The organism is Cellvibrio mixtus subsp. mixtus J3-8 (assembly GCF_000766945.1).
GTDB classification, from domain to species: domain Bacteria; phylum Pseudomonadota; class Gammaproteobacteria; order Pseudomonadales; family Cellvibrionaceae; genus Cellvibrio; species Cellvibrio mixtus_A.
In genome coordinates, this window is record NZ_KN266207.1 from 411,196 (window position 1) to 437,386 (window position 26,191).

Here is a 26,191-nt window from a genome sequence, read left to right on the forward strand (position 1 = left end):
ATTGGCTGCCAATTATCTGAAGTTTGGCTAGAATTCACGGCGGCCAGATTGCCGCCGCCAACGCGGCTCACAAGCCTTCAGAAGCAAGCTCATCTCTCTTCTCGGTAAAGGAATCAATAACAAAAAAATGATCATAGTACCCACAGAAAAACAATTGGATTGGCGGCATGCGCCTTTGGTGTTGTGCGCGTTAGTGTTTATCAATGTCATGGTGTTCTTTCTTTACCAAAGCAGCGATACCCCCAAGCTTATTGAAGTAATGACCAAATATCAGGTGCAAGGCTACTTTGAGCGTGAATGGCCGGTATTTGAGGAGTACCTGAAAAAGAATAATGAAAATGAATTGTTGGGCGAATATCGCGCAGCGGTGGCTGACGAAGATACCACTGCGGTAATTGGCGATATGCTAATGCATGTGGATTTCTATCATTATTTAACACAAAACGCGCGCACTCATTTTAATCCGGATTTTTACGATGAGTGGGCCCCCCAGCGCGAGCTTATGCACAAACGTATTCAATCTGTGAGTTATATTGCCAATGGTTTAACGCCGGCACATTTGCGCATTTCCTCATTAATTACCCACCAGTTTTTGCACGGCGATATTATGCATTTGCTGGGCAATATGTTCTTTTTAATCGTCTGTGGTTTTGCCGTGGAAGCCGCTATCGGCCATTGGCGATTTTTAGCCTTCTATTTATTATCCGGTGTGGCGGGGGGCCTTGCCCATGCAGCTTCCGATTGGGAAAGCACTGGCCCATTAGTCGGGGCATCCGGTGCTATCTCGGGGGTAATGGCAATGTACCTCGCGGTGTTTCGCTGGAAAAAAATCGAATTCTTTTACTGGTTTTTCTTTTTTGTCGGTTATTTCCGGGCGCCGGCGTTGTTGATTTTGCCATTTTATATTGGCAAGGAAATTTACAGTTACCAGTTTGATTCTGAGTCCAATGTGGCTTTTATGGCGCACGCCGGTGGTTTCGTGGCGGGTGCGGTATTGATTGGTTTGGCGTGGTTGTTTAATCGCTCGGTGTTCAACACGGAATATATCGAGTCCGAGCAAATTGCAAATCCGCGCCAACAACAACTGGCAGAAATCTACGAGAATATTGAGCGGTTTCGTTTTGAAAAAGCGCTGGCGTTAGTGAATGAATTAATTTCACAGCAAGGGCAAGATTTTGAATTGGAAACAATTCGCTACAACCTGTTAAAGATCGGGCGTGGCGAAGCCTTCCAGCAATCAGCGTTGACGTTGTTAACACAGCCGTTGTTAACTCCGGAGCACATAAAAAAACTGGATCGGGTGTGGCAGGAGAATCCAGAAGTACATTCACAGCTCAATGAACAAACTGCATTAAAGCTAGGAATGCAATTTGCCGCGCTGGAAAATCCCTCGTCGGCCGAGCAAGTATTTAATGAGCTCTTGCGGGCAAAATCCAGAAATCCTGCGCTCTCTGTATTTGCAATGAAATTGGCTGCTGCGTTCCAGCGCCTGCGCGATGGACAGAAAAAAGCGCATTACGAATCATTGGCTGCACAACTGGCACAAGGAGCAGAACGTGGATTACTGTAAATATCATCCCCTTGATGGTGCTACGTATTTTTGCCGCCAATGCAATATCCACCAATGTGATCGCTGTGTAAATGACGAAAAAAACAAACGCCATACCTTGCATTGTTTTATATGTGATTCAACAGTGGAAAGCCTGGGTTCTGCCAATACCGTTACACCATTTTGGCGTCGCCTGAAAGAAGCATTTAAATATCCGCTTAATTCCTCGGCAATGAGTTTGATCGTTATCACTTCTGTTATGTCTGTGATAGCGGTACTCATGCCATTTTTGTTTGTGATATCGATTGTGATGTACCTGTTTGCTGCGGGGGCCATGCTTAAATACAGTTTTACCTGCCTTGAGCGCACGGCACTGGGAGAAATGAAAGCACCGGATGTGATGGATGCTTATCAAGGCGGGATTAAATTATTATTCCAGCTAATTTTAATCACCATTGTCATGTCGGTATTTGCCGGTTTGGCTGCTTATTATGTGGGTGTAACACTCGGTGGAATTTTAGGCGTTATTGCCGTGGTCAGTTTTCCAGCGGTATTAATTCGTTTTGCGCAAACCGAAAGTATGTTTGAGGCGCTCAATCCTCTGGCGGCAATTGCCTTGATGGTCGCGATAGGTTTGCCCTACGGATTATTGATTGTTTTTATGATGATCATGATGACGTCCATCGGTGTATTGCATGAATGGACAAGCGCTATTCTTCCCGCTGGTGCATTTTTGGTCCAGTCGATAATTTCCAGCTACTACATGGTCGTAATGTTTCATTTAATGGGGTACATGTTATTCCAATACCAGCACGAATTAGGTTATAGCGCGCGCTCCGATGAGGACGATGAACAGCCTGAGCGTAGCGATTTTGAGCGCATGGCTGCAAAAATGGATGTGTTGTTGAAGGAGGGGGATTATGAGCAACTGGTAGGGCTTTATTATCAAGCATTTAAGCAATTCCCTAACGAAGTCAATTTTTTTGATCGTTTTTTTGAGTTGCTATACGTGTGCAAGAAGCCGGCGCTAATGGCTGATTACGGACTAACTTATCTGGAATTTTTATTGCGCAAAAAGCGCTTTGATAAACTGACTTCAATCTTTAAGCAAATTACTTTACTGGTGCCGGACTATCTCCCTGATTCGCCGGCAATGCGTGTACAACTCGCGACATTTTTGCGCCAACAGGGTGATTTAAAGCTGGCAGTTAAAATGCTCAATGGAATGCATAAATTGTATCCGGAATATATTGATTTGCCCGCTGCTTATACATTGTTGGCTGAGTGCTTGAATGATCTGCCCAATACGCAAGTGCAGGCCGAAAAATGTCGTCAAATGGTTGTGCAATTAGTGCGGCGTGCTGAAGCTAAAAAAATTGAATTGGAAATGCAGCAGCAGGCAAAACGAATTGCTGCAGGAAACCCTGCAAGCCCGGCTGCACCCAAAGCGAGGCGTGGCCCGCCGCCTGTAGTACCCAGTGGGTTAACACTGGCGTTGGTTCCTTTGGATATTCAAAACGCGGATAAAAACTAATAAAACGCGAATAAATTTAAAAAGGGCGCTGAAACGCCCTTGATTTTCTGGAATTGCCAATTATTGGCAGGAAGTGTGGGGCAGTGTGTAATAGCGATCCGCTGCTAGCGGTGAGTTAAATGGAACTGCACCATATTTACCTGCGGTCGCACTCACATAGTCTTCCAACGATTGCCCCGCGCTGAAACGCCAATGGCTAATCACCGAGCGGGAATTGGCATTATAGTGTTGGCTCAAATCAGCAACATTACCGGAAGCTGCTGTTAATAGTGTTTTGGTGGACTCATCCAGGTTACAAGCACCATCGGCAAACCATAAATAAATTCCCTCGCCGCGATAATTTCCGCCGCTGACATCGCGAATCAAATTGCTTTGCAATTCGGCGAGTGATGCCTCCAGTGAACTTTTTTCTTGCAAGCTACGGTTTACTACAAACATATTATCTTCAAACAATACGCTTGCACCGACACGAATGCTCAATAAGTCTTTGCGATAATTCACAAACAAATTATTAAACATATGTGTGGTTCCACGGCGAATTAATGGCACACGGCGCAACGTATTACCCAACGTAGTGTATTGATCATCCGTAGTCACAAACGCGTTGTGATGCATGGTAGTGCGGATTTGAGCATCAATAGTATGGCTATCGCTGGAGCTATGCAGGGTTGCGCGTTTTACATTTTGTACTTTGTTGAATGACATAGTGATGTTATAAGCACCAACTTTCACATCAAATGCCGAGTCACCGGTCGTATCAAATGTATTTTTATGAATCCAGATATCGTGCGATGCTCCGGTGGAGCGAATCATATCAGGATCAACATAATGATCTTCGGTATGGCCTGTACCTTTGAAATTCAAATGAGTCAGTATTACATGTTCGGCAGTTTGGGTTGGCGAACCGGTTGAATCTTTGCCAATTGCAAAACCACTGAACAGGAAATAGGCCTCACTCATACGTCCATCGATACTTTTGTTGGAACCGACGACCGGATTACGAATCGGGTTGTTGGATTTATTCATTGCCGTGTTAAAAAACGTTGTAACACACGCGGATTCACTCACACTATTTTTTGCACACCATTGTTGATAATTAATGCACTCGGCTTCAGTAGCACCGAGAATGGATTGCACGGTAGCGTTACTACAACCCAGGCGATACATACCAATTTCATGGGGTTGTGCAAATTCCATTTTATCGAACACTATCCAGTTGTGGGCATCGCCGGTAATAGCGTCCAGAATTTGTTGTTCAACAGATTTGCTGGAGTTTTTGGTGATAACAGTCAATTTACTATTGCCATTCGGATCGTAACCACCGCGGGCATTCTCACCATAACCAACAGGAGTGCCGAGTGTTTTATATAAGCATTCCACAATTTCCTGGTCAGTTTGCAATGCCGTATCGCGCCAGTTAATGCCCGGATTGGTTGCAAGGTTAATACAATCTGCACTCAGGTTTACATCATCTGGAATATTGGGAATGCTTGATGAGGAGCTGCTGACGCTGGAATTAATTACACTGGTTGAAGCACTGGATGAAATTGATGAAGTGCTAATAATGGAGCTACTGCTCGCAATGGCGCTATTAACACTGGAAGAAGAAACAACAGAACCATCGTAATATTCCACTACCAGGTTATCAATTGTGACAGTTACCGAGCTTTCAGTGCGCAATGCAATAAATGAATTGCTTGTACCCACGGTTGGCGATATTTCAATCCGTTGTCCAGCCGTTAAACTGCTTGCGGTTGCTTCAAATACTTTTGAATTAGCTCCGTGTATTGAATTGCCCTGGCTGGTGGTGTTGTTATCAACATACACTTGCAACTTTCCAGAGCCGGATGCAGCAACCACAGAAAAACTGATTCGATACGGGCGAGTGAAATCAAAATCGCCGTTGGCATTTGTATCACTCGCTGTAGTTGATGCACGCGGTGGACGATTGCCGATTGTTAACCGTGCTCCTGCTAACGTGAGTTTATTATTAGTAATGGTAATGCCGCTGCTTCCACCAGTGATAAAGTAAAGCGCAGACGATGAATCGGTAGATATCGATTTGTAGTTTGCACTGAACAACGTTGCTTTATCGATATTAAATGCCTCATTAATAAACTGGCTTGTGGAAGCAAGGGAAGAACTTGATCCAGTTGTTTGTGCTTCACTGCTGGCTGCGGAGGAAAGTGCAACGCTTGAGCTTATTAATGATGATGACGCTGCTGAACTCACAATAACAATTGATGATGCATAACTGCTCGTTGCAGCGGATGAAACTGCAATCGAACTGCTACTGGAGGTTTCTGTTATTGGAGAGATTTTTCCTGTTCCCGCATTCGCCATAACAATTGCAGGTACTGTAGACGAGTGATCCAGTTCAACACTGTAAGGAACTGTGACGCTACAGGTTGATTGCAATTGACCATCGACAACTTCGGGAATTACCAATGCGCCGTTGCCTACCGTTCGGCTGTAATAAATGGAAGGTAATACTGTATTTTCATTATTAGTTTGCCAGCAACCCGGTTGACTTGAATCGTCAGAAGCAAGCAATGGATTGTTTACATTGTAGAAATAGTTGCTTTCTACCAGTGCTTTTGCGCTCATGCGTGAATTGATTGCATGGAACATATAATCAATGCGGTCATTAGACCAGTAATTGTTATACATATGCACCAACGCGTGGCGAATTAACGGTGTGCGTTGTTCAATATTTTTATACCAGTTGTGATGGAACGTGATATTGGTATTTTTATTATCGCTATCACTGGAACCGATTAAACCGGCACGGCTGGAATCGTTATAGAAGTTGTAAGAAACGGTCACATTGGTAACGCCAGCCTTCATATCCAGTAATGAATCGTAACCCTCTTTTTCACCGCCGGATGCCTCCAGGTGATTGTGGTCAATCCACACGCGATTTACATTGGTTTCCATGCCAATTGCATCACCGCCATTCGAGGTAGGTGATCCGCTTTTCTTCACGTTACGAATGTGCAGGTTTTGCAAAATAATATTGGACGCATCGCGCACATGAATACCAATTTCATCAAACAATGCGTTGGTACCTACACCAATAATTGAAATGTTACTCATTTGTTTGATTTCAATAACATCTGCCTGGGTGTTGCAACCCTGCGCAGTAGTATTGGCATGGGTGATAGTGCCGTTCACCAAAATGGTGATAGGTGTGCTTGTGGTTGCGCGGCTACACAGCGCGGCATTTAATTGTGTACCCGTCGATACTGTAACCACCGCGCCGCCCTGGCCACCCGTTACACCTGCGTGCGCGGCAAAACCTTCTATTTTCGCAGGGCGAAGTGCACCATTGTAAGACGTGGTACTGCTGGATGATTTGCTGGTCACAGGAACACTGCTTGATGCGATTGAACTATTTGACGCAGATGAAGTGCTTACCGGTGCCGCAATACTTGAGCTGGATTTATTACTTGTACTTGATAGCGATATAGAGGATGAGGAATTAACAATAGATCCATCCAGATACTCAATAATCAGATCATCAATGGTGACTGACGCACCGCTTTCCGTACGCAACGCAATAAATGAATTTGCTGTGCCAATAGTTGGTAGAAGCTCAATGGTTTGCCCGGCAACCAAACTATTTGCAGATGCATTAAATATCCGTGAAGCACTGCCATGCAATGAATTACCGGCGCTTGTTGTGTTGTTATCAACCAATACCTGTAATGCACCGGAACCGGAACTGGCAACTACGCGGAAAGAGATGCGATAAGGCTTGCTTAAATCCAGATCGCCATTGGCAGTTGCATCACCGGTAGTTGTGTTGTTGCGCGGCGGTTTATGGCCAATAGTAAAACGTGCTGCTGCAAGTGTAAGTTCGTTGTTGGCAATTGTTATTCCACTGTTGCCACCTGTTACAAAAAATAAGGGTGCTGTTGTATCCGTTGAAATGGATCGATAATCAGCACCAAATAATGTTGCTTTATCAATATTAAATGGCTCATTTAATAATGTGCGATTTGTTGCACTGGAAGATGAAGCGCTTACCAGGGTACCACTTGCCGACCACGTGAATGCTGATTGATTAAACGGCAAGGAACGATTGTGACGAATAGTGATGGTATCTGCCGGTGTAATTTGTTCGTGAGCAACAAGATTACCCAGGGCAACACTTCCATCAATAATGCTGGAGCCTGTTCCTACAGCAGTGAGTGTTTGGCTTGCATTGGTCAGGGCTTGCGCCCCATTTTTTACGGTGACGGAAAATACGTAATCATAATTGGTGCGATCAACGCGGGTTTCGCCCAGTTTTGTGAGCGTTACTACATTGAGATCCACTGCGTGAGTTGCACTAGCCAGGCAAAGTGATGAAATAGCTGCGCGGCTGACTAAACGCTGCAAAAAGGAAATTTTATTGTTAATTTTATTATTCATAACTACCTCCGTTATTAATGGCTTGCAGCCAAATGAAAACGGTTGCGCGCTATGCATAAACAGCGATGTAACGCGAGTGCAAACAGCCCGGACAGAATCAGTGCCAACGATGAAGATTCGGAAACAGATGTACCGGCCGGTGTAGAAACACCAGACTCAATGATCTGAAAATCGGCATTGTATAAGTCATAATTTAATGCGGGCAGGGCGCCGCTACCAATAAACGTAAATGCAATACGTGCTGAGCCTGTAATCAAACCTGCCGGATTAAAACTATCGAATAAGCCTGCACCTAATAAACTATCCGGCTGGAAAACTACGCTGTCCCAGGCTAATGGGCTAAACACGATAGAAAGGTCGCTGAATAACTCTTCAGAAAAATACAGGGAAAAACCTTCAATTGTTTCACCTGTGCCAAGGTTTAGTTGAATATCAACCGTGCCCTGGTTGCCGGCCAGCGCCGAAAAATTTGTAGTGATTAAGGCTGCTTGTGCAGAGTTGGTTACACCAGCCAGCATTGATAAAATAAAAATAATGCTGCTAAAAAAATGTCGTTTCATGGTTTTCCCCTTTATAGTGTGTATGGAAGGGTACTCACTGAATAACATTGCCACAGAATGCGTTTGCTGCAATGAAAAACATTACATTAGCCCAAGGCTAATGAACTCAGGCAGCTCACGAATTTTATTAGAATAATAAACAGGGTTATAGCGCTATCAATTAGAGCCGATTATTGACCGGGAAATCATTGCGAATGGGCACGCTTGAGCCCTTATATAACTGGAATCGATACGGCTGAGACTAGTTTTATTGTTATTTCTGGTATTTTTAAAGCGCAGGCACTTGGCGTTGCGAGAGACCGTATTCTAACCAGATCACCCGCTCACTGCCAATGAAATTTTTAATGCGCCTGTTTTTGTGTATCCCGGCTATCGAACCGTAGCCTGTATGGAGCCTAACGAAATACGTAGTAATTCGCAGATCCATTTTACCGCAATAGGTTTCACTCCTTACGGGCTACAGATTTTTTTACAATGACTCAACTTTTTCTTTAATAAAATTATCTAATTGATACTGGCTCATATCCAGCTCGCGAATATCCTGTGCGAGCTTTTCATGGGCCATCGCATTGATAGTCAGATGCCAGCGGAAATCTTTTTCAGATATTGCCGGTGGGCGCTCATAGACATCAGCGGGTTTGTCCAGCTTGCGCTCCAGCGGTGAATGTTCTTGTTGGAGTTGTTGCGCGAGTAATGTTGTTAATTCAAGTTGATCACAGCCCGCCAACTGCTGTATCTGCTTGATACTGGTAAATTCGGTTCCCCTGATCGGGGTCTTATAACCCAAATATTTCAGGTTGGTATAAATATGACTGAGTGTTGCAACACCCGGATCATTCGCTGAGTAATCCTGGGGCTCATAAGTCTGGTACCAGCTGCTCGTGGGGCCGACCGGGATAGACAGCACTTCTGCTTCCGCATCAGCACCGGCTTGCGCCTGGATAAAGCTGTAGACCATTGTGAGATGGCTATTGATTGATTTTCGTTTTAATTCACGGGCAGCCGTTATACCTTCCCAGGTGGCAGGAATTTTTATTAATAGTTGCGCGGCACTCGCCCTGCTATAGCGATATTGTTCATGAATGTTGCTGGCCTGATTGATAATACCCTCGATATCAAACGCCAGATCTGCATCCAGTTCGATTGAAATCTGACCTGGTAGCTGCGCGTTAAAATCTTTTGCAAAATTTAATATTAAATTGCGGCGGATGCTTTTTGCGTAATCTCCGTTCCAGCGTTGGTCGCGGCTATCATTAACTGCTTTTTGTAATGCTGTGGTAAATTGCAGTTCGTTAAGTAGTGACAGAATTGTTTTGGAACTGATTTCGGTATGTGTGGCAGAAAGTGATTTTGCCCTGCTGACGTCAACTTCCTGAATTGTAAGGTTGCTAAATTTTCTCAATTCTTCTAACTGGTTTGGCATTTTTCCTCCGCAGGATTCATTAATGGAATTGCTATTCAAGTACCAGCCATTTTTTGCATTACCCGGGTTTTTTGATCGTTTTGCAACATAGAGAAAATAGACGCGGCATGATCAGCACTTTGCAACCGCTTTTTGGGGTTAGGTTGTAACATCTGCAAAATACCTTTGCGTAAATTAGCGGGGAGTTTGCGCAGTCTCCAGCGATTTTTCATACCCCACCAATCATTAGACGGTAATTGGTTGGTGATAAGTTGAAATAATATAACTCCCATTGCATAAATATCCGTTGTAATAGAAACCGGTTCATTGGCCGGGTGATACCAATGCGTGTCTTCGCCATAACTATGTGGTGGAAAACCGAAATCGGTGAGCTTCAGATGATTCTTTTCTGCAAATAAAATATTGCTCGGGCGCAAGTTACCGTGAACCAATCCATAGGAGTGTGCACAAGCAAGTGCATTTGCCAATTGCTGGGCCAGAATTAAACATTCGCCAATATTTAACGTGTGGCTCAACCGTTCCTGTAGATTACCTCCCGGTAAATATTCCATGGCAATAATAAATACCCGCGGATTTTTACCTGTACCGTAAACCCTTGCGATATGCGGGTGCTGGATTTGGATTAACTTTGCTGCGAATTGCGGGGCGTTACCCAAATGATCCAGCGATTGTTTTTTAATGACCAGAAAGCGCTGGCGATTGGGGTCATTGACCAGATAGGTTGCACCAAACGGATTCTCTTTAAATACATCCAGCAGTGTGTAATTGGGTGGAATATTATCGCGAGTGGATTCAACTCCCCAGCGGTTAGTATGGAGATGCTTGCCTTGGGCAATTAATAATAATTGTTGGCGAATACTTTCTACCGAGGCCGGACGCTGTGCCGGTATGGGTTGAGTACATTGTTCAATCAATGCTTGTATTTTTGTAGCGAGTGCAAATTTATTCACTGCCGGATCATTATTGAATGACCGGTATGTTTGTAGCGTTGCCTGAACGGGCGTCACTCCATAAATAAATTCATGGATCAATACACCCAGCGAATAAATATCACTCTGGTAACTGGTTTGGGAAATTCCTTCACGTTGCTCGGGAGCCATGTATGCGCCGGTTCCCATGATCATGTCTGGTGTTTGTTGATTATTTTCAGTGTGTTCGTTTTTTTTGTTGGAAGTGAAATAGCCAGCGATTCCAAAATCCATTAGATACGCGCGACCATCGTAATCCACCAACACGTTTGCAGGTTTTATGTCGCGATGCACAATACTGTTGCGATGGGCGTAGGCGAGAGCGCTGCATAATTGGATCAGGATATCCAGCTTGCGGCTTAAGTTGACATCTGTACGAGTGAGAATGGTTTCCAACGATACACTTTTAATATAAGCCATCACGAAATAAGGCAGTTTTTCATCGCTAATGCCTTTATCAATGACCTGGATAATATTCGGATGGTTTAACTGGGCAACCAGTTTCGATTCCTGTTCAAATTGTTGCTGGATTATCTCGTCCTGGTTCAGGCTGGCGTCCAGCACTTTAATCGCGACTTGCCGGTCAAGGGATTTTTGTATCGCCAGGTAAACCTTGGCCATACCACCTTCGCCGAGTTGGGTTTTTATGTGATAGCCAGGGATCGTTTGCACGTTTAATGTCTCGCCATGTGTTATGGCTTGGAGTATAGATCGCGTTATTGCGCGAGGCGGGAAAGTTTCCATCACAGATTATGATACTGGTATCAGCATCTGTTTGACGGCACACTAATGTTTTACAAGCGATGGGGACGACAATGGATAACTATCTGGTACAACTGGGGCAGCAACTGGGTGAACGGTTATTGCACAGCAACCGGTACATTGCCACTGCAGAATCCTGCACTGGCGGTGGTGTGGCGGCTGCAATTACGGCTATTCCCGGTAGTTCCGCCTGGTTTGAATGTGGCATTGTCAGTTACGCCAATTCTGCCAAACAAAAACTACTTGGTGTAAGCGCAGCAACACTGGAATGCGAGGGCGCGGTAAGTGAGGCGGTAGTCATTGAAATGGCACGTGGTGTGTTGGCACTTGCTGAGGCTGATCTCGCTGTTGCAATCAGCGGGGTTGCTGGTCCGGGTGGCGGATCACCGGAGAAACCGGTTGGCACCGTGTGGTTTGCCTGGGTTACGAAAAATGCTGTCATCAAAACCGGATTAAAAAATTTTGAGGGGGATAGGGGAGAGATACAAAAACAGGCAGTAGTTTTTGCGTTGGAAGGTGCGTTAACGATGTAACGCACCGTTGCGCACTGGGGTCACTTCAATAAAACGATATTGGCTTCAGATAACTCACATCCGGTTTGCAATAAGCCTTTATTCGGATTAAAGGATGTTGTGGAAACGGCATTATTTGGTTGCGGTAGAAATATTGATTTATTGTTTTCTGTATAGCGCCAATAAAAAACATTTGATTCATGGCAGGTGCCACCCGTGATGAAATAAATACCTGCGGAATCTGCCTTGAGTAATTTGCTGTAGGCATCCACATTGGGCGGAATGCGTTCGAGCGAATCGTCTTTACTGCGTAGTGCCCACAAGCCACTTTCGCTCACATATTGAAACAATACATCGCCGCTGTATTCAATCGCAGAACCGACTGCGCCAAAGGTGAGTTGCTTTTGCTGTTTTCCTTCAATGCGCCACAAATTTCTACTATCGCCATTGTGTTTAAGTGCAAATAACCGATTGTTATTCGGGTAATAGGCAATAGGCTCGATGTTGTCAGTATCAACAACAAGCAATTCACTTGTATTGGTTAATAAATTGTGATGATAAAGTTGGTTGCCTGAATTAAAAACAATATGGTCGCCGTCGTCAGACCAGATGATTGAATCTATTTTGGCCGTGACAGGTTGGGTAGTAAGTTGATGTTCTTGTCCATTTTCAACTAACCACAAATGAGTCTGGTTATTGCGCACAGAGGCATACACTATCCGTTCACCGCTGGGGGAAAAACTCGCTGCGTAATTTAAATTGATGTTTCCGGTAAGGCTGGTTTTTAATCCGTTTAGCGATGCCATTACAATGTTGGCACTGCGCTTTTCTTCGGTATAGTAAATGCCGGTTCCATCGGTACTGTAATGTGGCCGTGAAAAGATTTTATCTTTTGTTTCCGCTAATGGAATTGCTACTTGCTTGCCATTCAAATAGACAACAAAGAGTTTGCGCTCTTCTTCCGCATACACAAGTACACCGCTACCGTCAGGAATCCAGCTGATGTCTGCGGCACTTACATCCAGTTGCACCCGATTAATGGAGCCTTGTGCGGCATTAAGAAAATCAATGCGCACTTTATTTTTATGCAAGCTCGCAATTGCTGTTTTCTGATTGAGGATGGTGCTGGCAATTGGGTTAATTGCACCTTCAACTTCATCCAGTAATTTCAATTGTTGTTCGCGGATTGAATAACGGTAGCGCCCATTACCAGCATTCGGCCCCTGTTTGGCGACAATCTCCAATGTATCTTCATCCCACCAGGTAACGCTCAAGATCTGCCCTTGCCATTGGCTCAATTGTTGTTTTTCCAGTAATTGTTCTTTATCAAGATCCAGCGCGAAAATATGAAATGAATAGAGAAAATTGGGAGGCTGGTAAAATTGGGTTTCGGCGAGAAACTTGTCACGGCGTTTTATTTCAATAGCCACCAGATTTTTCCCTGCTGGCGACCAGGCTAGTTTGAACCAGGTTCCATGGCTGGTGGCAACACGCCAGTCTTTTCCTGCGGCATTGCGAATGACAATTTCACTGTCACTTTCATTTGGTTTTGCAGGGTTCGCTTTTTCGCGAATATAGGCGATGTGTTGATTGTCCGGGTGTGGTGTCGGATTGCGTTCATGGCCCGTTTCATTGGTGTAACCTGCCGTAGTTTGGAAAACGGTGTTGTGATGGTTGGGGAGATAAATCGTGGCCCAATTAACACCGTGATAAATAATGAAGAGAACAATTAATACGGTGATCGTCCAGAATGCTGTGCGCCATTTGGGCTGCACTGAGGCAAATGCTTTTCCAAGCTCGATAGCCGTTGTCACATTTGGGGATTCAAGCGTTTCTTCCGTTAGAAATTGCGGCTCTATGGCGAGTTGATAACCACGTTTTGAATAATGAACGATAAACTCCTGATCGCTAATTAATCCATTCAGGGCGGTTCTTAGGGCATTGATACTTTTTTGCACGGAGCCATGGGTAACTACACGGCCGGCCCACAGGCGCTCAATCAATTCTTCATTGCTAATCACGCGGTTTTGGTTTAGTGCAAGGTAGTGCAAAACCGCCATGACTTTGGGTTGTACTTTAATGCTTTGGTCGCGAGCCCATAACGTATTATGCGAAGGAGAGACTTTAATCTCACCCAGCATAAAACGGGTGTCTGGATGTGCATCCATGACAGGTACGGAACCTGTTACTGTCAGCATAGTGGTACCTTTCCGGTAAGTTTTTCTTATTGATTTGGATGTGGTCACCAGGGGCTACCCAAGCGTTGACCATGGATGTAATTTTGCAAGAACCCGATTGGATAAGACAAGCAATGGTTATTTTTTTAGCATTCTTATGTTATTGATTTATAAATAAAAAAAATTGGTAAGTAAAAGGTAAGCGCGAAGTTTCCGGATGGTCAGTGTTTCTTTTGATGTTTGCCATATATTGAGCTCACACACATCCTCTGTATTGATGAGTGTCTTCCCAGATCACAACCATAGAAGGTAAGGCTATGAAATTATCACTACTGATCCTGGCATTCGCATGTCCCATTGCGGCGTTCGCTGCCCCTGATTCCGCACCCACGGGAACACATACACCTTTAGTCTATATTAATCAGAATGTTGGGTTTAATGTTCCGGGTTATAAGTACAAACAAGCAGAATTCCCCTGTGATATTGATAAGGTGCTAGTTGGTAATCTCGTCGAACAAGCGAATGTTGACGGCATCAATCTTGAGCCAGTCGGCACCGCTGACAAAATCCTTAACGGCTCGGTACCTGTCCTGGCAATTGATATAGAACAGTTGGTGTTGGGTGAGGATAAAAAACGTCAATTTGGTACAAAACGAAGTTCCAATTTGCCCAAAGTGCAAGTAACCGTGGCGCTGGTGAAAGGGAAGCAGGATATTGTTACCACAAAACATACCTGTGCCATCATGGTATTGAATGAATTCACTCCTTCTTCAAATGTATTGGACTTGGGAACCCCCGGCACAACTATTTGCTCCGCGACCCGTAAATGCCTGAAGGATCTCAGTAGCGATATAGTTAATTGGATGGCTCCGATGGTTAAATGATGATGGGATTTCCATCGCGATAGATGATCTGACCTTAATAAAGCCACTTTTGTAGTGGCTTTATAGTTTGCAATGAATGAGTTGGGTATCCGTGAATATTGCCCTGTATAAATTAACAGGTACTGGTTGCGCGTACAGGTTTTTGGTGTATAGTACACCCATGGTTGCAGCAAGCTTGCACCAATCTCATAAGAATCATTTTCAAATAGATTTCATTGTATAAGTTGAGGTGTGAAATGGATGCGAACAAAGAAAAGGCGTTACAAGCGGCGCTGAGCCAGATCGAGCGTCAGTTTGGCAAAGGAACTGTCATGCGTATGGGGGATCGCGAAGATTTGGTGATTCCTGCAATTTCTACCGGATCGTTAGGGTTGGACGTCGCCCTCGGTATTGGCGGCTTACCCAAAGGCCGTATCATCGAAATTTATGGCCCTGAATCTTCTGGTAAAACCACCCTTACTTTGCAAGTTATTGCAGAAGCCCAGCGCCAGGGCGGTACTTGTGCATTTATCGATGCAGAACATGCACTCGATCCTATCTACGCCACCAAGCTGGGTGTGAATGTTGATGATTTGATTGTTTCCCAGCCAGATACAGGTGAACAAGCCCTGGAAGTAACTGACATGCTGGTTCGTTCTGGTGCGGTAGATGTATTGGTGGTCGACTCGGTAGCAGCGCTGACTCCCCGCGCAGAAATTGAAGGGGAGATGGGGGACCATCACGTAGGCCTGCAAGCGCGTTTAATGTCGCAAGCGTTGCGCAAAATCACCGGCAATATCAAAAATGCCAATTGCCTTGTGATTTTCATTAACCAGATTCGTATGAAAATTGGTGTGATGTTTGGTAATCCGGAAACTACTACTGGCGGTAATGCATTGAAATTCTATGCATCTGTACGTTTGGATATTCGTCGTATTGGTGCAGTAAAAGAGGGGGAAGAAGTAGTTGGATCTGAAACTCGTGTAAAAGTTGTTAAGAACAAAGTAGCTCCACCCTTCAAACAAGCTGAATTCCAGATTCTGTATGGTTCAGGTATCAACCGTATGGGTGAGGTGGTTGATTACGGTGTTAAATTGGGAATGATTGACAAGGCCGGTGCATGGTATAGCTATCAAGGTAATAAAATCGGCCAGGGAAAAAATAACGTGATGAAGTTTTTGCAAGAAAACCCTGCTGTTGCTCAAGAATTGGAGCAAAGGGTTCGTGCTGAACTTCTGGCGACACCGGCACTCTCATTAAGTGCAAGCGGTGGCGAAGCAGAAGATATTGAAATGTAATACTTTGTATCAGGATAATAAAAAGCCCCCGTTGTTAACACAGCGGGGGCTTTTTATTACAGAATTCTTCTTGCTAGTGTCTATTATGCTCAGTATTCTGGTTTTAAATGCCGGGTGTTAAAAGCTGCTGCAAAAACTCCGACATTGATAATAGGATAAAGCGTTTAGCTACATGATTTTTTAAATCGAGGCAGGTATGAAAAAGTTTACATGGTTGATCGTATTAAGCAGCATCTTGTTGTTTGCGGGCTGTACAACCCAGCCAAACGTAGAAACCGACCATCAGGCAAATTATGATTTTTCAGCATTAAAAACTTTCAGTGTGGTGGAAACCAAACAAGATACTAAAGAAGATATTTTGATTTCCCCTTTTACTCTCAGTCATATTCATTCTGCATTGGACAGTGAATTGGGCAAGCGCTATCAAAGTGCTGCTTCAGGTGCAAAACCGGATTTTATTGTGAGTTATCATGTTGTGGTTGAAGAAAAAATAGATCCGCGCAGTTACGATGATTTATACGGTTTTGGATTTTATGGTCGTGGCTACTATCGTTATCCAAGTCCATTTTTCCATGGCCCCGGTGCAGGATTGAGAGTGTATAACCAGGGAAGTCTGATTATTGACATCGTTGATGCTAAAACAGATAAACCTATTTGGCGCGGTGTTTCAGAAAAGCGCTTGAGTCGTGGTATGGCTCCGCAACAACAACGTGAAGTACTAAGCAAGGCGGTAACTGAAGTGATTTCTTTCTTCCCGCCGGTTCAGGCTGCACCAAAATAAAAGTTAATTGATGCGTATGAAAAATGGCCGCAATTGCGGCCATTTTTCATGGCTTGGTGATTGGTTTTGTTGTGTTAAAAAACAGGCAATCAGGATAAATTTTTTATGCCAGAACAAATTACTCTCCCGGATTTGCGTATGGCTGCCATGAATTTATTGGCTATGCGTGAACATTCGGTAAAAGAGTTGACGGAAAAGCTGGAGCGAAAGTTTCCCGGCTCTGGGCTTGTTGAGCAAGTAATAAACAAGTTGGCGGAACAGAATCTCCAATCGGATGAGCGTTTTGCTGTTGCCTTTATTGCCATGCGCCAGCGCCAGGGAAAGGGAAGTGCGCTAATCAGGATGGAGTTGCGCGACAAGGGGATTTCAAGCGAATTGATTGGTGCGTTGATTGATGATGCTGATTCCATCTGGTTTGAACTTGCCCAAAATATACGCCAGAAACGTTTCCATGATTTACCCGCAGATGGGCGTGAAAAAGCGAGGCAAATGCGTTTTCTGCATTCGCGAGGTTTTGCCGGTCGCCATATACAGGCGGCTTTTACTGGCAACGGAGATCATGATTAACCAGCGCCGTGCCAGTACCAATCTTTTTTAGATCAATCACTTATTTAATCCTGTCGATGCCAATGGCCAGCTTTTCGTTGAGCCGAAAGGCCGTTTCTGTTACTCTGGCGCCCCGTCCTGAACGATAAATCCCTTGGCTCGCACTGCCGGGCGCTGAAACAGGCATTTATCTCCAATCCGCTCCGCATTTTCACAGTTAATCAGGTTTTACATGACGCGCTATATATTCGTAACCGGTGGTGTTGTTTCTTCATTGGGCAAAGGCATCGCCTCGGCTTCATTGGCTGCAATCCTTGAAGCCCGCGGTCTTAAAGTGACCATTATGAAGCTGGACCCTTACATCAACGTAGATCCGGGTACTATGAGCCCTTTCCAGCACGGGGAGGTATTTGTTACCGAAGATGGTGCAGAGACTGATTTGGATCTCGGTCATTATGAGCGTTTTATCCGTACCAAGATGACGCGCCGCAATAACTTCACGACTGGTCGCGTATATGAGACCGTTTTGCGCAAAGAGCGCCGTGGTGATTACCTCGGCGGTACTGTGCAAGTGATTCCGCATATTACTGACGAAATCAAACGTCGTATCCTCGAAGGGGGACGCGATGTCGACGTGGCATTGGTTGAGATCGGCGGTACTGTGGGTGACATCGAATCCCAGCCATTCCTGGAAGCGGTACGTCAATTGAAAGTAGAGTTGGGATCGCGTTCCCTGTTGATGCACCTGACCCTCGTCCCCTATATCGCTACCGCCGGTGAAACCAAAACCAAGCCGACCCAGCACTCGGTAAAAGAGCTGCGTTCTATTGGCTTGCAGCCAGATATCCTGCTGTGCCGTTCAGAAAAAATGGTTGATGAAGATTCGCGCCGCAAGATAGCTCTTTTTACCAACGTAGCTGAGCGGGCTGTAGTGCCGCTTCCTGATGCAGATACTATTTATTCAATTCCGCGCTTATTGCAAAGCTTTGGTCTCGATCAAATTGTGGTTGAGTTGTTGGGCTTGCAATGCCGTGAAGCGGACTTGGGCGAGTGGGATAAAGTCGTTGATGGCAAACTGAATCCGGTAAATTCCGTCACCATTTCCATGGTCGGCAAATACATGGAATTGCTGGATGCTTATAAATCCCTGATTGAAGCCCTGACTCACGCTGGCATTCATACCAGCACTAAAGTGAATATCAATTACATCGACGCTGAACGCGTGGAAAAAGAAGGTGTAGGCATTTTGAGTGATGCCGATGCTATTCTGGTCCCCGGTGGATTTGGTGAGCGCGGTGTTGAAGGTAAATTGATGGCAGTGCAATACGCCCGCGAAAACAAAGTTCCTTATTTGGGAATTTGTTTGGGTATGCAATCAGTAGTAATCGAATTTGCGCGTAACGTACTCGGTTTGAAAGGTGCTAACTCTACGGAATTTGATCGTAACTCACCAAATCCGGTAATCGGTTTGATTACTGAATGGATCACCTCTGATGGTGAAGTCGAGAAGCGCGATGAGTCTTCTGATCTCGGTGGTACCATGCGTTTAGGTGCGCAAGAATGCCGTTTGGTTGCAGGTTCCAGTGCGCGGAATATTTATGGTGCTGATGTTATTGTTGAACGCCATCGTCATCGCTATGAGGTGAACAACAATTATGTCGATCAGTTGCAAAAGGCCGGTTTGAAAATCGGTGGTTGGTCTGCAGATGACACCTTGGTTGAAATGGTAGAGATCCCGGATCATCCCTGGTTTGTGGCTTGTCAATTCCATCCGGAATTTACTTCCACTCCTCGCGATGGCCACCCGCTCTTTACTGCGTTTGTAAAGGCGGCACTGGCAAATAAAAAATAATTCTGTGGGGCGCAATTTATTGCGCCCCGGTCTTTTTTGTAAATCAATATCTGATCAAAAAAGGAACTCGTGTGTCACAACAAGTTGTAAATATTGGTAAGGTTCAAGTTGGTAATTCACTGCCTTTTGTATTGTTCGGCGGTATGAATGTTCTTGAGTCGCGCGATATGGCCCTGCAAGTTGCAGAAGCCTACGTGAAGGTTACCCAAAAACTGGGTATCCCCTACGTTTTCAAGGCTTCTTTTGATAAGGCAAATCGTTCCTCTATCCATTCTTATCGCGGCCCTGGAATGGAAGAAGGATTAAAGATTTTCCAGGAAATCAAACAAACTTTTGGTATTCCTGTCATCACCGATGTGCATGAAATTTATCAATGCCAGCCAGTGGCTGATGTCTGTGATGTGATCCAGTTGCCTGCATTTCTTGCGCGTCAAACGGATTTGGTTGTTGCTATGGCTAAAACCGGTGCGGTTATCAATATTAAAAAGCCGCAATTTCTTAGTCCCGGCCAGATGAAAAACATTGTGGAAAAATTTGCTGAGTGCGGCAACGAAAAAATTATTTTATGTGACCGGGGCACTAACTTTGGTTATGACAACCTTGTGGTAGACATGCTTGGTTTTCGTACCATGCGCGATGTGAGCGGTAATGCTCCGATAATTTTCGATGTAACTCATTCGTTGCAATGCCGTGATCCAATGGGGGCTGCATCCAGTGGCCGTCGTCACCAGGTTGCTGAGCTTGCTCGTGCGGGTATGGCAGTTGGCCTGGCTGGATTATTTTTGGAGGCGCACCCCGATCCGAATAAAGCCAAATGTGATGGCCCCAGTGCCTTGCCGCTCGATAGGCTTGAACCCTTTTTACATCAAATGAAAACCATTGATGATGTAGTGAAAAATTTTCCGCCTTTGGATATTCAATAATTTTTGGATATCGAGTAACACTTTAGGTATTAACTGATTTTTGTAGAAACACACTCTGGAGAAAAACGAATGACTAAGATTGTTGACATCAAAGCTTTTGAAATTCTGGATAGCCGTGGCAATCCAACTGTATTAGCCGAAGTTATTCTGGAAGATGGTTCCGTAGGTTCTGCGGCTGCTCCGTCCGGTGCTTCTACCGGTTCACGCGAAGCTCTGGAATTGCGCGATGGCGACAAATCACGTTATCTGGGCAAAGGCGTGTTGAAAGCGGTAAACAATATCAACACTACTATTAAAAATTTACTGGTAGGTTTTGATGCTCTGGATCAACGCGCACTTGATAATGCAATGATCAAAGCTGACGGTACTGATTTCAAAACTGTGTTAGGCGCTAACGCCATTCTTGCTGTTTCTTTAGCTAACGCCAAAGCAGCTGCGATTTCCAAAAAAGTACCCCTATACGCACACATCGCTGACCTGAACGGTACTCCGGGCAAATACTCCATGCCAGTGCCAATGATGAACATCATCAACGGCGGAGAGCACGCAGATAACAACGTAGATATTCAAGAGTTTATGGTTCAACCAGTGGGGGCAAAAACCTTTGCTGAAGCTCTGCGTGTTGGTGCGGAAATTTTCCACAGCCTGAAAAAAATCCTGCACGATAAGGGATTGAACACCGCAGTTGGCGACGAAGGCGGCTTTGCTCCAAACCTTCCATCTAATGAAGATGCGCTGAAAGTTATCGCTGAAGCAGTTGCAAAAGCCGGTTATAAACTGGGTGAAAATGTAACCCTGGCCCTGGATTGCGCTTCTTCTGAATTCTATAAGGATGGTAAATACGATTTGGCTGGTGAAGGCCGTGTATTTACTACGAATGAATTCTCTGATTACCTGGCTGAGCTTGCTGCTAAATATCCAATCATCTCTATCGAAGACGGTAAGGATGAGAGTGATTGGGCTGGTTGGGCAGATCTGACGCAGAAAATTGGTCACAAAATCCAATTGGTTGGTGACGATCTGTTCGTAACCAATACCAAAATTTTGAAAGAAGGTATTGAGAAGAAAATCGCTAACTCTATTTTGATCAAGTTCAACCAGATCGGTTCTTTGTCTGAAACTCTGGATGCAATCAAAATGGCGCAAGACGCTGGTTACACTGCAGTAATTTCTCATCGTTCTGGCGAAACTGAAGACACTACCATTGCTGATTTGGCGGTTGCTACTGCTGCAGGTCAAATCAAAACCGGTTCCCTGTGCCGTTCAGATCGCGTATCCAAGTACAACCGCCTGTTGCGCATTGAAGCTGAATTGGGTGCAGCTGCTCCATATAAAGGTCGCGCTGAATTCAAGTCGTAAATAAAAAAGTAATAAAGGCCGAATTTTCGGCCTTTATTACGTTGGTTGTATTGTTTCTGTTAAAAATAAATTTTCATGCGGTTAAAATAAAAGATCTGGCATTGATGTAACATTATGAAATGGTTGCTGGGCATTCTGATTATATTATTGGCTTACCTGCAATACCGGTTATGGATCGGTGATGGCAGTTTGGCGCATGCCCATCGTCTGGAAGGTGAGATTCATCTGCAGCAAGCTGAGAATGATCGCATGCGCGAGCGCAACCGTATCCTGGATGTTGAGGTCGAAGAATTAAAATCCGGTTTGGATACAATTGAAGAGCGTGCCCGTAACGATATTGGCCTTATCAAAAAAGACGAAACTTTTTTTATGTTGCTGGATGATAAGCAGTAAACGTAAAATCCTTGTGGTAATGAACTTATCGCACATATCTGAATATCCCCATGAATGCTCCTGATTCTCCTGATGTGCCCGCTTATTGGGTTGTAGTGCCCGCCGCTGGCATTGGTTCACGTATGGGGGCTGCTTGCCCCAAACAATATCTCCCTTTATTGGAAAAAACGGTTCTGGAGCATACGCTGGAGCGCTTATTGGCATTGCCGGTTATTAAAAGAATCCATGTGGTGTTAGCCGAGGACGATGAATTTTGGCCGCAATTAGCGCTCGCGCATAACGATAATATTATTCGTGTAGCGGGTGGCAAAGAACGCGCTGATTCGGTATTGAGCGGCCTTCATGCGTTGTCTGCGCAGGCAAAAGATGATGATTGGGTTTTGGTTCATGATGCTGCGCGCCCTTGCATTCGCGTACAAGAAATTATGATGTTGATTGATGTTGTTGGCGATCATCCGGTGGGTGGAATTTTAGGGGTGCCAGTAAGTGATACCTTGAAACAGGTTTCTTCTGCTGTCATTGATAAAACAATTGATCGTAGCGTGCTTTGGCAGGCGCAAACGCCGCAATTATTTCGGATAGGATTGTTGCGTAATTGTTTGCAGCAAGCATTGGCTGAAGGAAAAATAATTACAGATGAGGCGTCTGCATTAGAGGCTTATGATTATCGCCCCTTAATGGTTCAAGGTCGTAGCGATAATATTAAAATCACTCGTCAGGAAGATTTGGCAATTGCTGCTATGCTCATGCAGCAGCAAAATAATCTTGATTAATCCTATTTTTATTTGCGGAAATTTTTATGTCGATGCGCATAGGTAATGGCTACGATGTTCACGCGTTTGGTGAAGGCGATAAAATTGTTATTGGTGGTGTAGTGATACCTCATCATCACGGATTGATTGCCCACTCTGATGGTGATGTGCTTCTACATGCGTTAAGTGATGCTTTGTTAGGTGCAGTAGCCATGGGAGATATCGGTAAACATTTTCCTGATACCGATATGCAATATCGAAATGCAGATAGTCGTTCGTTGTTGCGTATGGTTTATGCAAAAGTAACCCAACAGGGTTGGAAATTGGTTAATGCCGATATGACGATAGTTGCCCAGGCACCGCGTATGGCTAATTACATTCCGCGCATGCAAGAAACTATTGCCGCTGATTTGCAATCTACAACCAGTCAAATAAATGTGAAAGCGACCACTACCGAGCGATTGGGATTTACCGGTCGTGAAGAAGGTATTGCTTGTTATGCTGTGGTATTGCTCGAAAAAATATAATGATTAGTTGATAAGGACTTCATATGCCGTTAAAAATCTCTGATTTTCGTTCACCCTGGTGGATGTTCAATGGGCATTTGCAAACACAATTGCCGGTGTTATTGCGTCGTATTAAATTAACATCCCGTTCGATTTCCATTCCTACACAAGATTGTGATCAATTGAGTGGGAATTTGTATTCCGCAGCAGCGGAGCCGCAACAAAGTTTACTCATTATTTCCCACGGATTAGAGGGGAGCAACCAGCAACCTTATGTGTTAGGGATGGCACAAACGGCATTACAACAAGGTGTTGCAGGTAAATTGGTGGATGTACTTACCTGGAATTTGCGTGGATGCGGAAATCCGGATAATCCTTCAGCGCGTTTGTATTATGCAGGTGCGACGCAGGATTTCGATGATGTCATTACCTGGGCAGGCGAGCAGGGATATAAGGAAATATATCTGGCAGCCTACTCTTTAGGTGGCAATATTGTTCTCAAATGGTTGGGTGACCAGGGGACTGCTGTTTATTCGCGTGGTATTAAATCGGTATGTGCTGCATCTGTGCCTATCGATTTGGCAGCATGTGTGCGTACGCTGGATAAGTGGTCCAACCTTATCTACCGGATTTATTTTGTTACCAGTATGAAATGGCGATTAAAACGTAAAGCGTTAAAACACCCGGATAAAATTAGCCTATCCGGTTATTCAAGGGTGAATAGTTTTTATTCTTATGATGATGTTTTTTCTGCTCCGTTGAATGGTTACGGCAATGCAACCGAGTTACATGCTAAAGCGAGTGCAGTGCATGTGCTGGAGAAAATTGCAGTGCCTTGTTTAATGGTTTCCGCACAGAATGATCCTTTTATCAATGAGGATTGTATTCCCCGGGTTGTATCGGAAAACCATAGATGGCTAACACTTGAAGTAACAGCGTCCGGAGGCCATGTTGGTTTTTTGAGCCATGACTATGAATGGTGGCTTGATAAGCGATTTCTGGAGTTTTTTAAAGAAACTGGATGAAACATAAAAATTAACGCTACAACATAAATGTCCTAACAAAAAAAGCAGGTATGTTTTGATTGAATTTAATTTGGATTTTCCTCGCGCCTACGGTGAGTTAACAGCAACGGCTATTTTCCGTGAACAGCCTGAAGATTTTCAGGTAGATGAGGATCTTGGTTTTTCACCTTCAGGTTCCGGTGAACATATTCTTTTGCATATTCGAAAGCGTGGTGAAAACACTGCCTGGGTCGCTGAAAAAATTGCGACCTTGACAGGTGTTGCGCTCAATGATGTCGGTTACTGCGGGCGGAAAGATCGTCATGCTATAACGACCCAATGGTTTAGTGTTTATTTGCCCAAAGGTGCAGAGCCTGCGTGGGATGAAATTAATTCAGAGACGATTGAATTAATTTCTACCTCCCGCCACCAACAAAAATTGCGCCGTGGCGATCATCGAAAAAATCATTTTGTTATTCGTTTGCGCGACGTAAAAGTTGATAATCGTGAAGTCCTGCAGCAAAAAATAGAGCAGATTTTTTCCTTTGGTGTTCCCAATTATTTTGGTGAGCAGCGTTTTGGGCGCAACGGAAATAATTTACAGGAAGCCCATGCAATTCTGGTCGGAGGTAAACGTTATCGCGACAAACAAAAGCGTGGCCTTATGTTGTCGGCGGCACGATCTTTTTTATTTAATCAAGTTCTTGCTGCAAGGGTAGTTGCAGGTAACTGGTCGCAGAGCCTTGAGGGTGAAGTTGAGTCTTTTCCTACTGGACCTTTGTGGGGCAGGGGGCGACCACTAGTGACGAGCAGGTTAGCTGAATTTGAACAACAGATTTTAAGTAATTGGCATGACTGGTGTAATGGGTTGGAGCATGCGGGTTTATCGCAAGAACGTCGTTCACTACAGCTAATTCCGCACAATGCAAGTTATGAATGGCAAGGGCAGCACTTGCAATTGAGCTTTTCTTTGGAGGCTGGTGAATTTGCAACCGCTGTTTTGCACGAGCTGGCAAATTTGCAAACAACATTGACGGTAGCTGAGTAGGTCAGGGCAGCTTTACCCTGTGCTATAGTTGCGGCCGTGATTATGATTTCGGCTATCAGATAAAGGGGCACTGAAGATGACTAACTTATTGATGCAAGGCGTTGGTATGACTTCGCTGCGCACCCGTGAGCGTCTAATTCAGCGGTTGCGTGATCAAGGCGTAACCAATATGAAAGTATTGGATGTTATGCTCAATACCCCTCGCCACATTTTTCTTGATGAGGCCCTGGCTCACCGTGCTTATGAAGATACCGCATTACCTATCGGGCATGGCCAAACTATTTCCCAGCCTTATATTGTTGCCCGTATGACAGAATTACTTCTCGGGGCTGCAGGTAATAAATTAACCAAGGTACTTGAGGTTGGTACCGGGTCCGGTTACCAGACCAGTATTCTTGCTCAATTAGTTCCTAACGTTTATAGCGTTGAACGTATCAAGCCGTTGCAAGACAAAGCGCGCGAACGTTTTCGTCAGATAGGTTTACGGAATATTCAGTTACGCCATGCTGACGGTGGTTTTGGCTGGCCTGAGGCGGGTCCCTATGACGGAATTCTTAGCACTGCCGCGCCACAGTCGGTTCCAGATGAGCTATTAAAGCAGTTAGCTCCCGGAGGTGTCTTGGTCATTCCCGTGGGGGGGCGCGAACAACAGTTACATCTCATTTTGCGGGATGGGGAAACTGAAAATTTCATAACCCAAATTATCGAGCCAGTTAAATTTGTTCCTTTTTTATCAGGAACTTCGCGCTAAATTCTCATCTAAAGTCTAGAATCGGGTCTACGGACAAAAAACTTGCCAGATTGGTTTGTTTTTCAGGTTCAAAAAAGTGCGTATTTTTCGTCAAACACCGCTTTTAAAGCCCTATAAATCTCTTTTTGTGCGTTTTTTTATAAATATATTAGATAATTTTAAAATAAATTTAAAATATTAAGTCTAAAATGGCATAAAAGAGGTTAAAAAATGA

General features: G+C 44.5%; 21 protein-coding genes. 16 read left to right on the plus strand and 5 right to left on the minus strand.

From position 1 onward, the window contains the following. Nucleotides 1-127: 127 nt before the first annotated feature. Nucleotides 128-1,570, plus strand: coding sequence for a rhomboid family intramembrane serine protease (locus A596_RS22005; protein WP_052417312.1), 1,443 nt, complete (start codon nucleotides 128-130; stop codon nucleotides 1,568-1,570). Then, entirely contained in the window at nucleotides 1,557-3,083 is a 1,527-nt protein-coding gene (locus tag A596_RS06745) for a hypothetical protein (RefSeq protein ID WP_039913372.1), read from the plus strand. Before A596_RS22005 ends, A596_RS06745 begins: the two co-directional genes overlap by 14 nt. A gap of 60 nt (nucleotides 3,084-3,143) precedes the next feature. Here A596_RS06745 and A596_RS22625 read toward each other — a convergent pair whose 3' ends face one another. The 4 genes from A596_RS22625 to A596_RS06765 all read right to left on the minus strand — a co-directional run bounded on the left by A596_RS22625 (nucleotide 3,144) and on the right by A596_RS06765 (nucleotide 11,122). Then, nucleotides 3,144-7,499, minus strand: coding sequence for a pectate lyase family protein (locus tag A596_RS22625; RefSeq protein ID WP_160280102.1), 4,356 nt, complete (start codon nucleotides 7,497-7,499; stop codon nucleotides 3,144-3,146). A 14-nt stretch (nucleotides 7,500-7,513) separates the two neighbouring features. Then, entirely contained in the window at nucleotides 7,514-8,059 is a 546-nt protein-coding gene (locus A596_RS06755; RefSeq protein ID WP_039913373.1) for a hypothetical protein, read from the minus strand. A gap of 469 nt (nucleotides 8,060-8,528) precedes the next feature. Further along, nucleotides 8,529-9,482, minus strand: a complete 954-nt coding sequence (locus tag A596_RS06760) for a transaldolase family protein (protein WP_052417313.1) — start codon at nucleotides 9,480-9,482, stop codon at nucleotides 8,529-8,531. A 35-nt stretch (nucleotides 9,483-9,517) separates the two neighbouring features. Beyond that, the gene (locus tag A596_RS06765; RefSeq protein WP_052417314.1) at nucleotides 9,518-11,122 is read right to left on the minus strand and encodes a protein kinase domain-containing protein; all 1,605 of its coding nucleotides are present in this window, start codon (nucleotides 11,120-11,122) and stop codon (nucleotides 9,518-9,520) included. A 143-nt stretch (nucleotides 11,123-11,265) separates the two neighbouring features. Between A596_RS06765 and A596_RS06770 the strand changes: the two genes are divergently transcribed. Further along, nucleotides 11,266-11,745, plus strand: a complete 480-nt coding sequence (locus A596_RS06770) for a CinA family protein (RefSeq protein ID WP_039913374.1) — start codon at nucleotides 11,266-11,268, stop codon at nucleotides 11,743-11,745. 20 nt (nucleotides 11,746-11,765) lie between these two features. Here the strand turns inward: A596_RS06770 and A596_RS06775 are convergent, their stop codons facing one another. Continuing rightward, entirely contained in the window at nucleotides 11,766-13,922 is a 2,157-nt protein-coding gene (locus tag A596_RS06775) for a winged helix-turn-helix domain-containing protein (protein WP_039913376.1), read from the minus strand. Nucleotides 13,923-14,218: 296 nt separating this feature from the next. Here A596_RS06775 and A596_RS06780 point away from each other — a divergent pair, with 296 nt between their 5' ends. From A596_RS06780 to A596_RS06840, 13 genes are all read left to right on the plus strand, one after another. Continuing rightward, on the plus strand, nucleotides 14,219-14,785 hold the full coding sequence (locus A596_RS06780; protein WP_039913377.1) for a hypothetical protein: 567 nt from the start codon (nucleotides 14,219-14,221) through the stop codon (nucleotides 14,783-14,785). A gap of 236 nt (nucleotides 14,786-15,021) precedes the next feature. Then, nucleotides 15,022-16,062, plus strand: a complete 1,041-nt coding sequence (gene recA, locus A596_RS06785) for a recombinase RecA (protein ID WP_039913378.1) — start codon at nucleotides 15,022-15,024, stop codon at nucleotides 16,060-16,062. Nucleotides 16,063-16,258: 196 nt separating this feature from the next. Next, entirely contained in the window at nucleotides 16,259-16,843 is a 585-nt protein-coding gene (locus tag A596_RS06790; RefSeq protein WP_039913380.1) for a DUF4136 domain-containing protein, read from the plus strand. Between the two features lie 105 nt (nucleotides 16,844-16,948). Then, complete coding sequence (locus A596_RS06795; protein WP_052417315.1) at nucleotides 16,949-17,410, plus strand: regulatory protein RecX; 462 nt, start codon at nucleotides 16,949-16,951, stop codon at nucleotides 17,408-17,410. A gap of 211 nt (nucleotides 17,411-17,621) precedes the next feature. After that, nucleotides 17,622-19,241, plus strand: coding sequence for a CTP synthase (locus A596_RS06800; RefSeq protein ID WP_039913381.1), 1,620 nt, complete (start codon nucleotides 17,622-17,624; stop codon nucleotides 19,239-19,241). Nucleotides 19,242-19,312: 71 nt separating this feature from the next. Beyond that, the gene (gene kdsA, locus A596_RS06805) at nucleotides 19,313-20,164 is read left to right on the plus strand and encodes a 3-deoxy-8-phosphooctulonate synthase (RefSeq protein ID WP_039913382.1); all 852 of its coding nucleotides are present in this window, start codon (nucleotides 19,313-19,315) and stop codon (nucleotides 20,162-20,164) included. 69 nt (nucleotides 20,165-20,233) lie between these two features. Next, a complete protein-coding gene (gene eno / locus A596_RS06810; protein ID WP_039913383.1) occupies nucleotides 20,234-21,523 on the plus strand; it encodes a phosphopyruvate hydratase in 1,290 nt (429 codons plus the stop codon). A 114-nt stretch (nucleotides 21,524-21,637) separates the two neighbouring features. Next, the gene (locus A596_RS06815) at nucleotides 21,638-21,916 is read left to right on the plus strand and encodes an FtsB family cell division protein (protein ID WP_039913384.1); all 279 of its coding nucleotides are present in this window, start codon (nucleotides 21,638-21,640) and stop codon (nucleotides 21,914-21,916) included. A gap of 50 nt (nucleotides 21,917-21,966) precedes the next feature. Next, on the plus strand, nucleotides 21,967-22,689 hold the full coding sequence (ispD, locus tag A596_RS06820) for a 2-C-methyl-D-erythritol 4-phosphate cytidylyltransferase (protein ID WP_039913385.1): 723 nt from the start codon (nucleotides 21,967-21,969) through the stop codon (nucleotides 22,687-22,689). Between the two features lie 32 nt (nucleotides 22,690-22,721). Further along, the gene (gene ispF, locus A596_RS06825) at nucleotides 22,722-23,195 is read left to right on the plus strand and encodes a 2-C-methyl-D-erythritol 2,4-cyclodiphosphate synthase (protein WP_039914393.1); all 474 of its coding nucleotides are present in this window, start codon (nucleotides 22,722-22,724) and stop codon (nucleotides 23,193-23,195) included. A gap of 23 nt (nucleotides 23,196-23,218) precedes the next feature. After that, entirely contained in the window at nucleotides 23,219-24,199 is a 981-nt protein-coding gene (locus A596_RS06830; RefSeq protein ID WP_039913386.1) for a YheT family hydrolase, read from the plus strand. A gap of 55 nt (nucleotides 24,200-24,254) precedes the next feature. After that, the gene (truD, locus tag A596_RS06835; protein ID WP_039913387.1) at nucleotides 24,255-25,226 is read left to right on the plus strand and encodes a tRNA pseudouridine(13) synthase TruD; all 972 of its coding nucleotides are present in this window, start codon (nucleotides 24,255-24,257) and stop codon (nucleotides 25,224-25,226) included. Nucleotides 25,227-25,302: 76 nt separating this feature from the next. After that, on the plus strand, nucleotides 25,303-25,977 hold the full coding sequence (locus tag A596_RS06840; RefSeq protein ID WP_039913388.1) for a protein-L-isoaspartate(D-aspartate) O-methyltransferase: 675 nt from the start codon (nucleotides 25,303-25,305) through the stop codon (nucleotides 25,975-25,977). Nucleotides 25,978-26,191: the final 214 nt, after the last annotated feature.

Excerpts from the sequence above, each read along its gene's own strand:
- A596_RS06760 (WP_052417313.1), bottom strand. The coding sequence starts at position 9,482 with ATGCCAAACCAGTTAGAAGAATTGAGAAAATTTAGCAACCTTACAATT.
- A596_RS22005 (WP_052417312.1), top strand. The coding sequence starts at position 128 with ATGATCATAGTACCCACAGAAAAACAATTGGATTGGCGGCATGCGCCT.
- A596_RS06815 (WP_039913384.1), top strand. The coding sequence starts at position 21,638 with ATGAAATGGTTGCTGGGCATTCTGATTATATTATTGGCTTACCTGCAA.
- A596_RS06770 (WP_039913374.1), top strand. The coding sequence starts at position 11,266 with ATGGATAACTATCTGGTACAACTGGGGCAGCAACTGGGTGAACGGTTA.
- A596_RS06795 (WP_052417315.1), top strand. The coding sequence starts at position 16,949 with ATGCCAGAACAAATTACTCTCCCGGATTTGCGTATGGCTGCCATGAAT.
- recA (WP_039913378.1), top strand. The coding sequence starts at position 15,022 with ATGGATGCGAACAAAGAAAAGGCGTTACAAGCGGCGCTGAGCCAGATC.
- ispD (WP_039913385.1), top strand. The coding sequence starts at position 21,967 with ATGAATGCTCCTGATTCTCCTGATGTGCCCGCTTATTGGGTTGTAGTG.
- eno (WP_039913383.1), top strand. The coding sequence starts at position 20,234 with ATGACTAAGATTGTTGACATCAAAGCTTTTGAAATTCTGGATAGCCGT.
- A596_RS06840 (WP_039913388.1), top strand. The coding sequence starts at position 25,303 with ATGACTAACTTATTGATGCAAGGCGTTGGTATGACTTCGCTGCGCACC.
- A596_RS22625 (WP_160280102.1), bottom strand. The coding sequence starts at position 7,499 with ATGAATAATAAAATTAACAATAAAATTTCCTTTTTGCAGCGTTTAGTC.
- A596_RS06755 (WP_039913373.1), bottom strand. The coding sequence starts at position 8,059 with ATGAAACGACATTTTTTTAGCAGCATTATTTTTATTTTATCAATGCTG.
- A596_RS06800 (WP_039913381.1), top strand. The coding sequence starts at position 17,622 with ATGACGCGCTATATATTCGTAACCGGTGGTGTTGTTTCTTCATTGGGC.
- ispF (WP_039914393.1), top strand. The coding sequence starts at position 22,722 with ATGCGCATAGGTAATGGCTACGATGTTCACGCGTTTGGTGAAGGCGAT.
- A596_RS06780 (WP_039913377.1), top strand. The coding sequence starts at position 14,219 with ATGAAATTATCACTACTGATCCTGGCATTCGCATGTCCCATTGCGGCG.
- A596_RS06775 (WP_039913376.1), bottom strand. The coding sequence starts at position 13,922 with ATGCTGACAGTAACAGGTTCCGTACCTGTCATGGATGCACATCCAGAC.
- A596_RS06830 (WP_039913386.1), top strand. The coding sequence starts at position 23,219 with ATGCCGTTAAAAATCTCTGATTTTCGTTCACCCTGGTGGATGTTCAAT.
- A596_RS06790 (WP_039913380.1), top strand. The coding sequence starts at position 16,259 with ATGAAAAAGTTTACATGGTTGATCGTATTAAGCAGCATCTTGTTGTTT.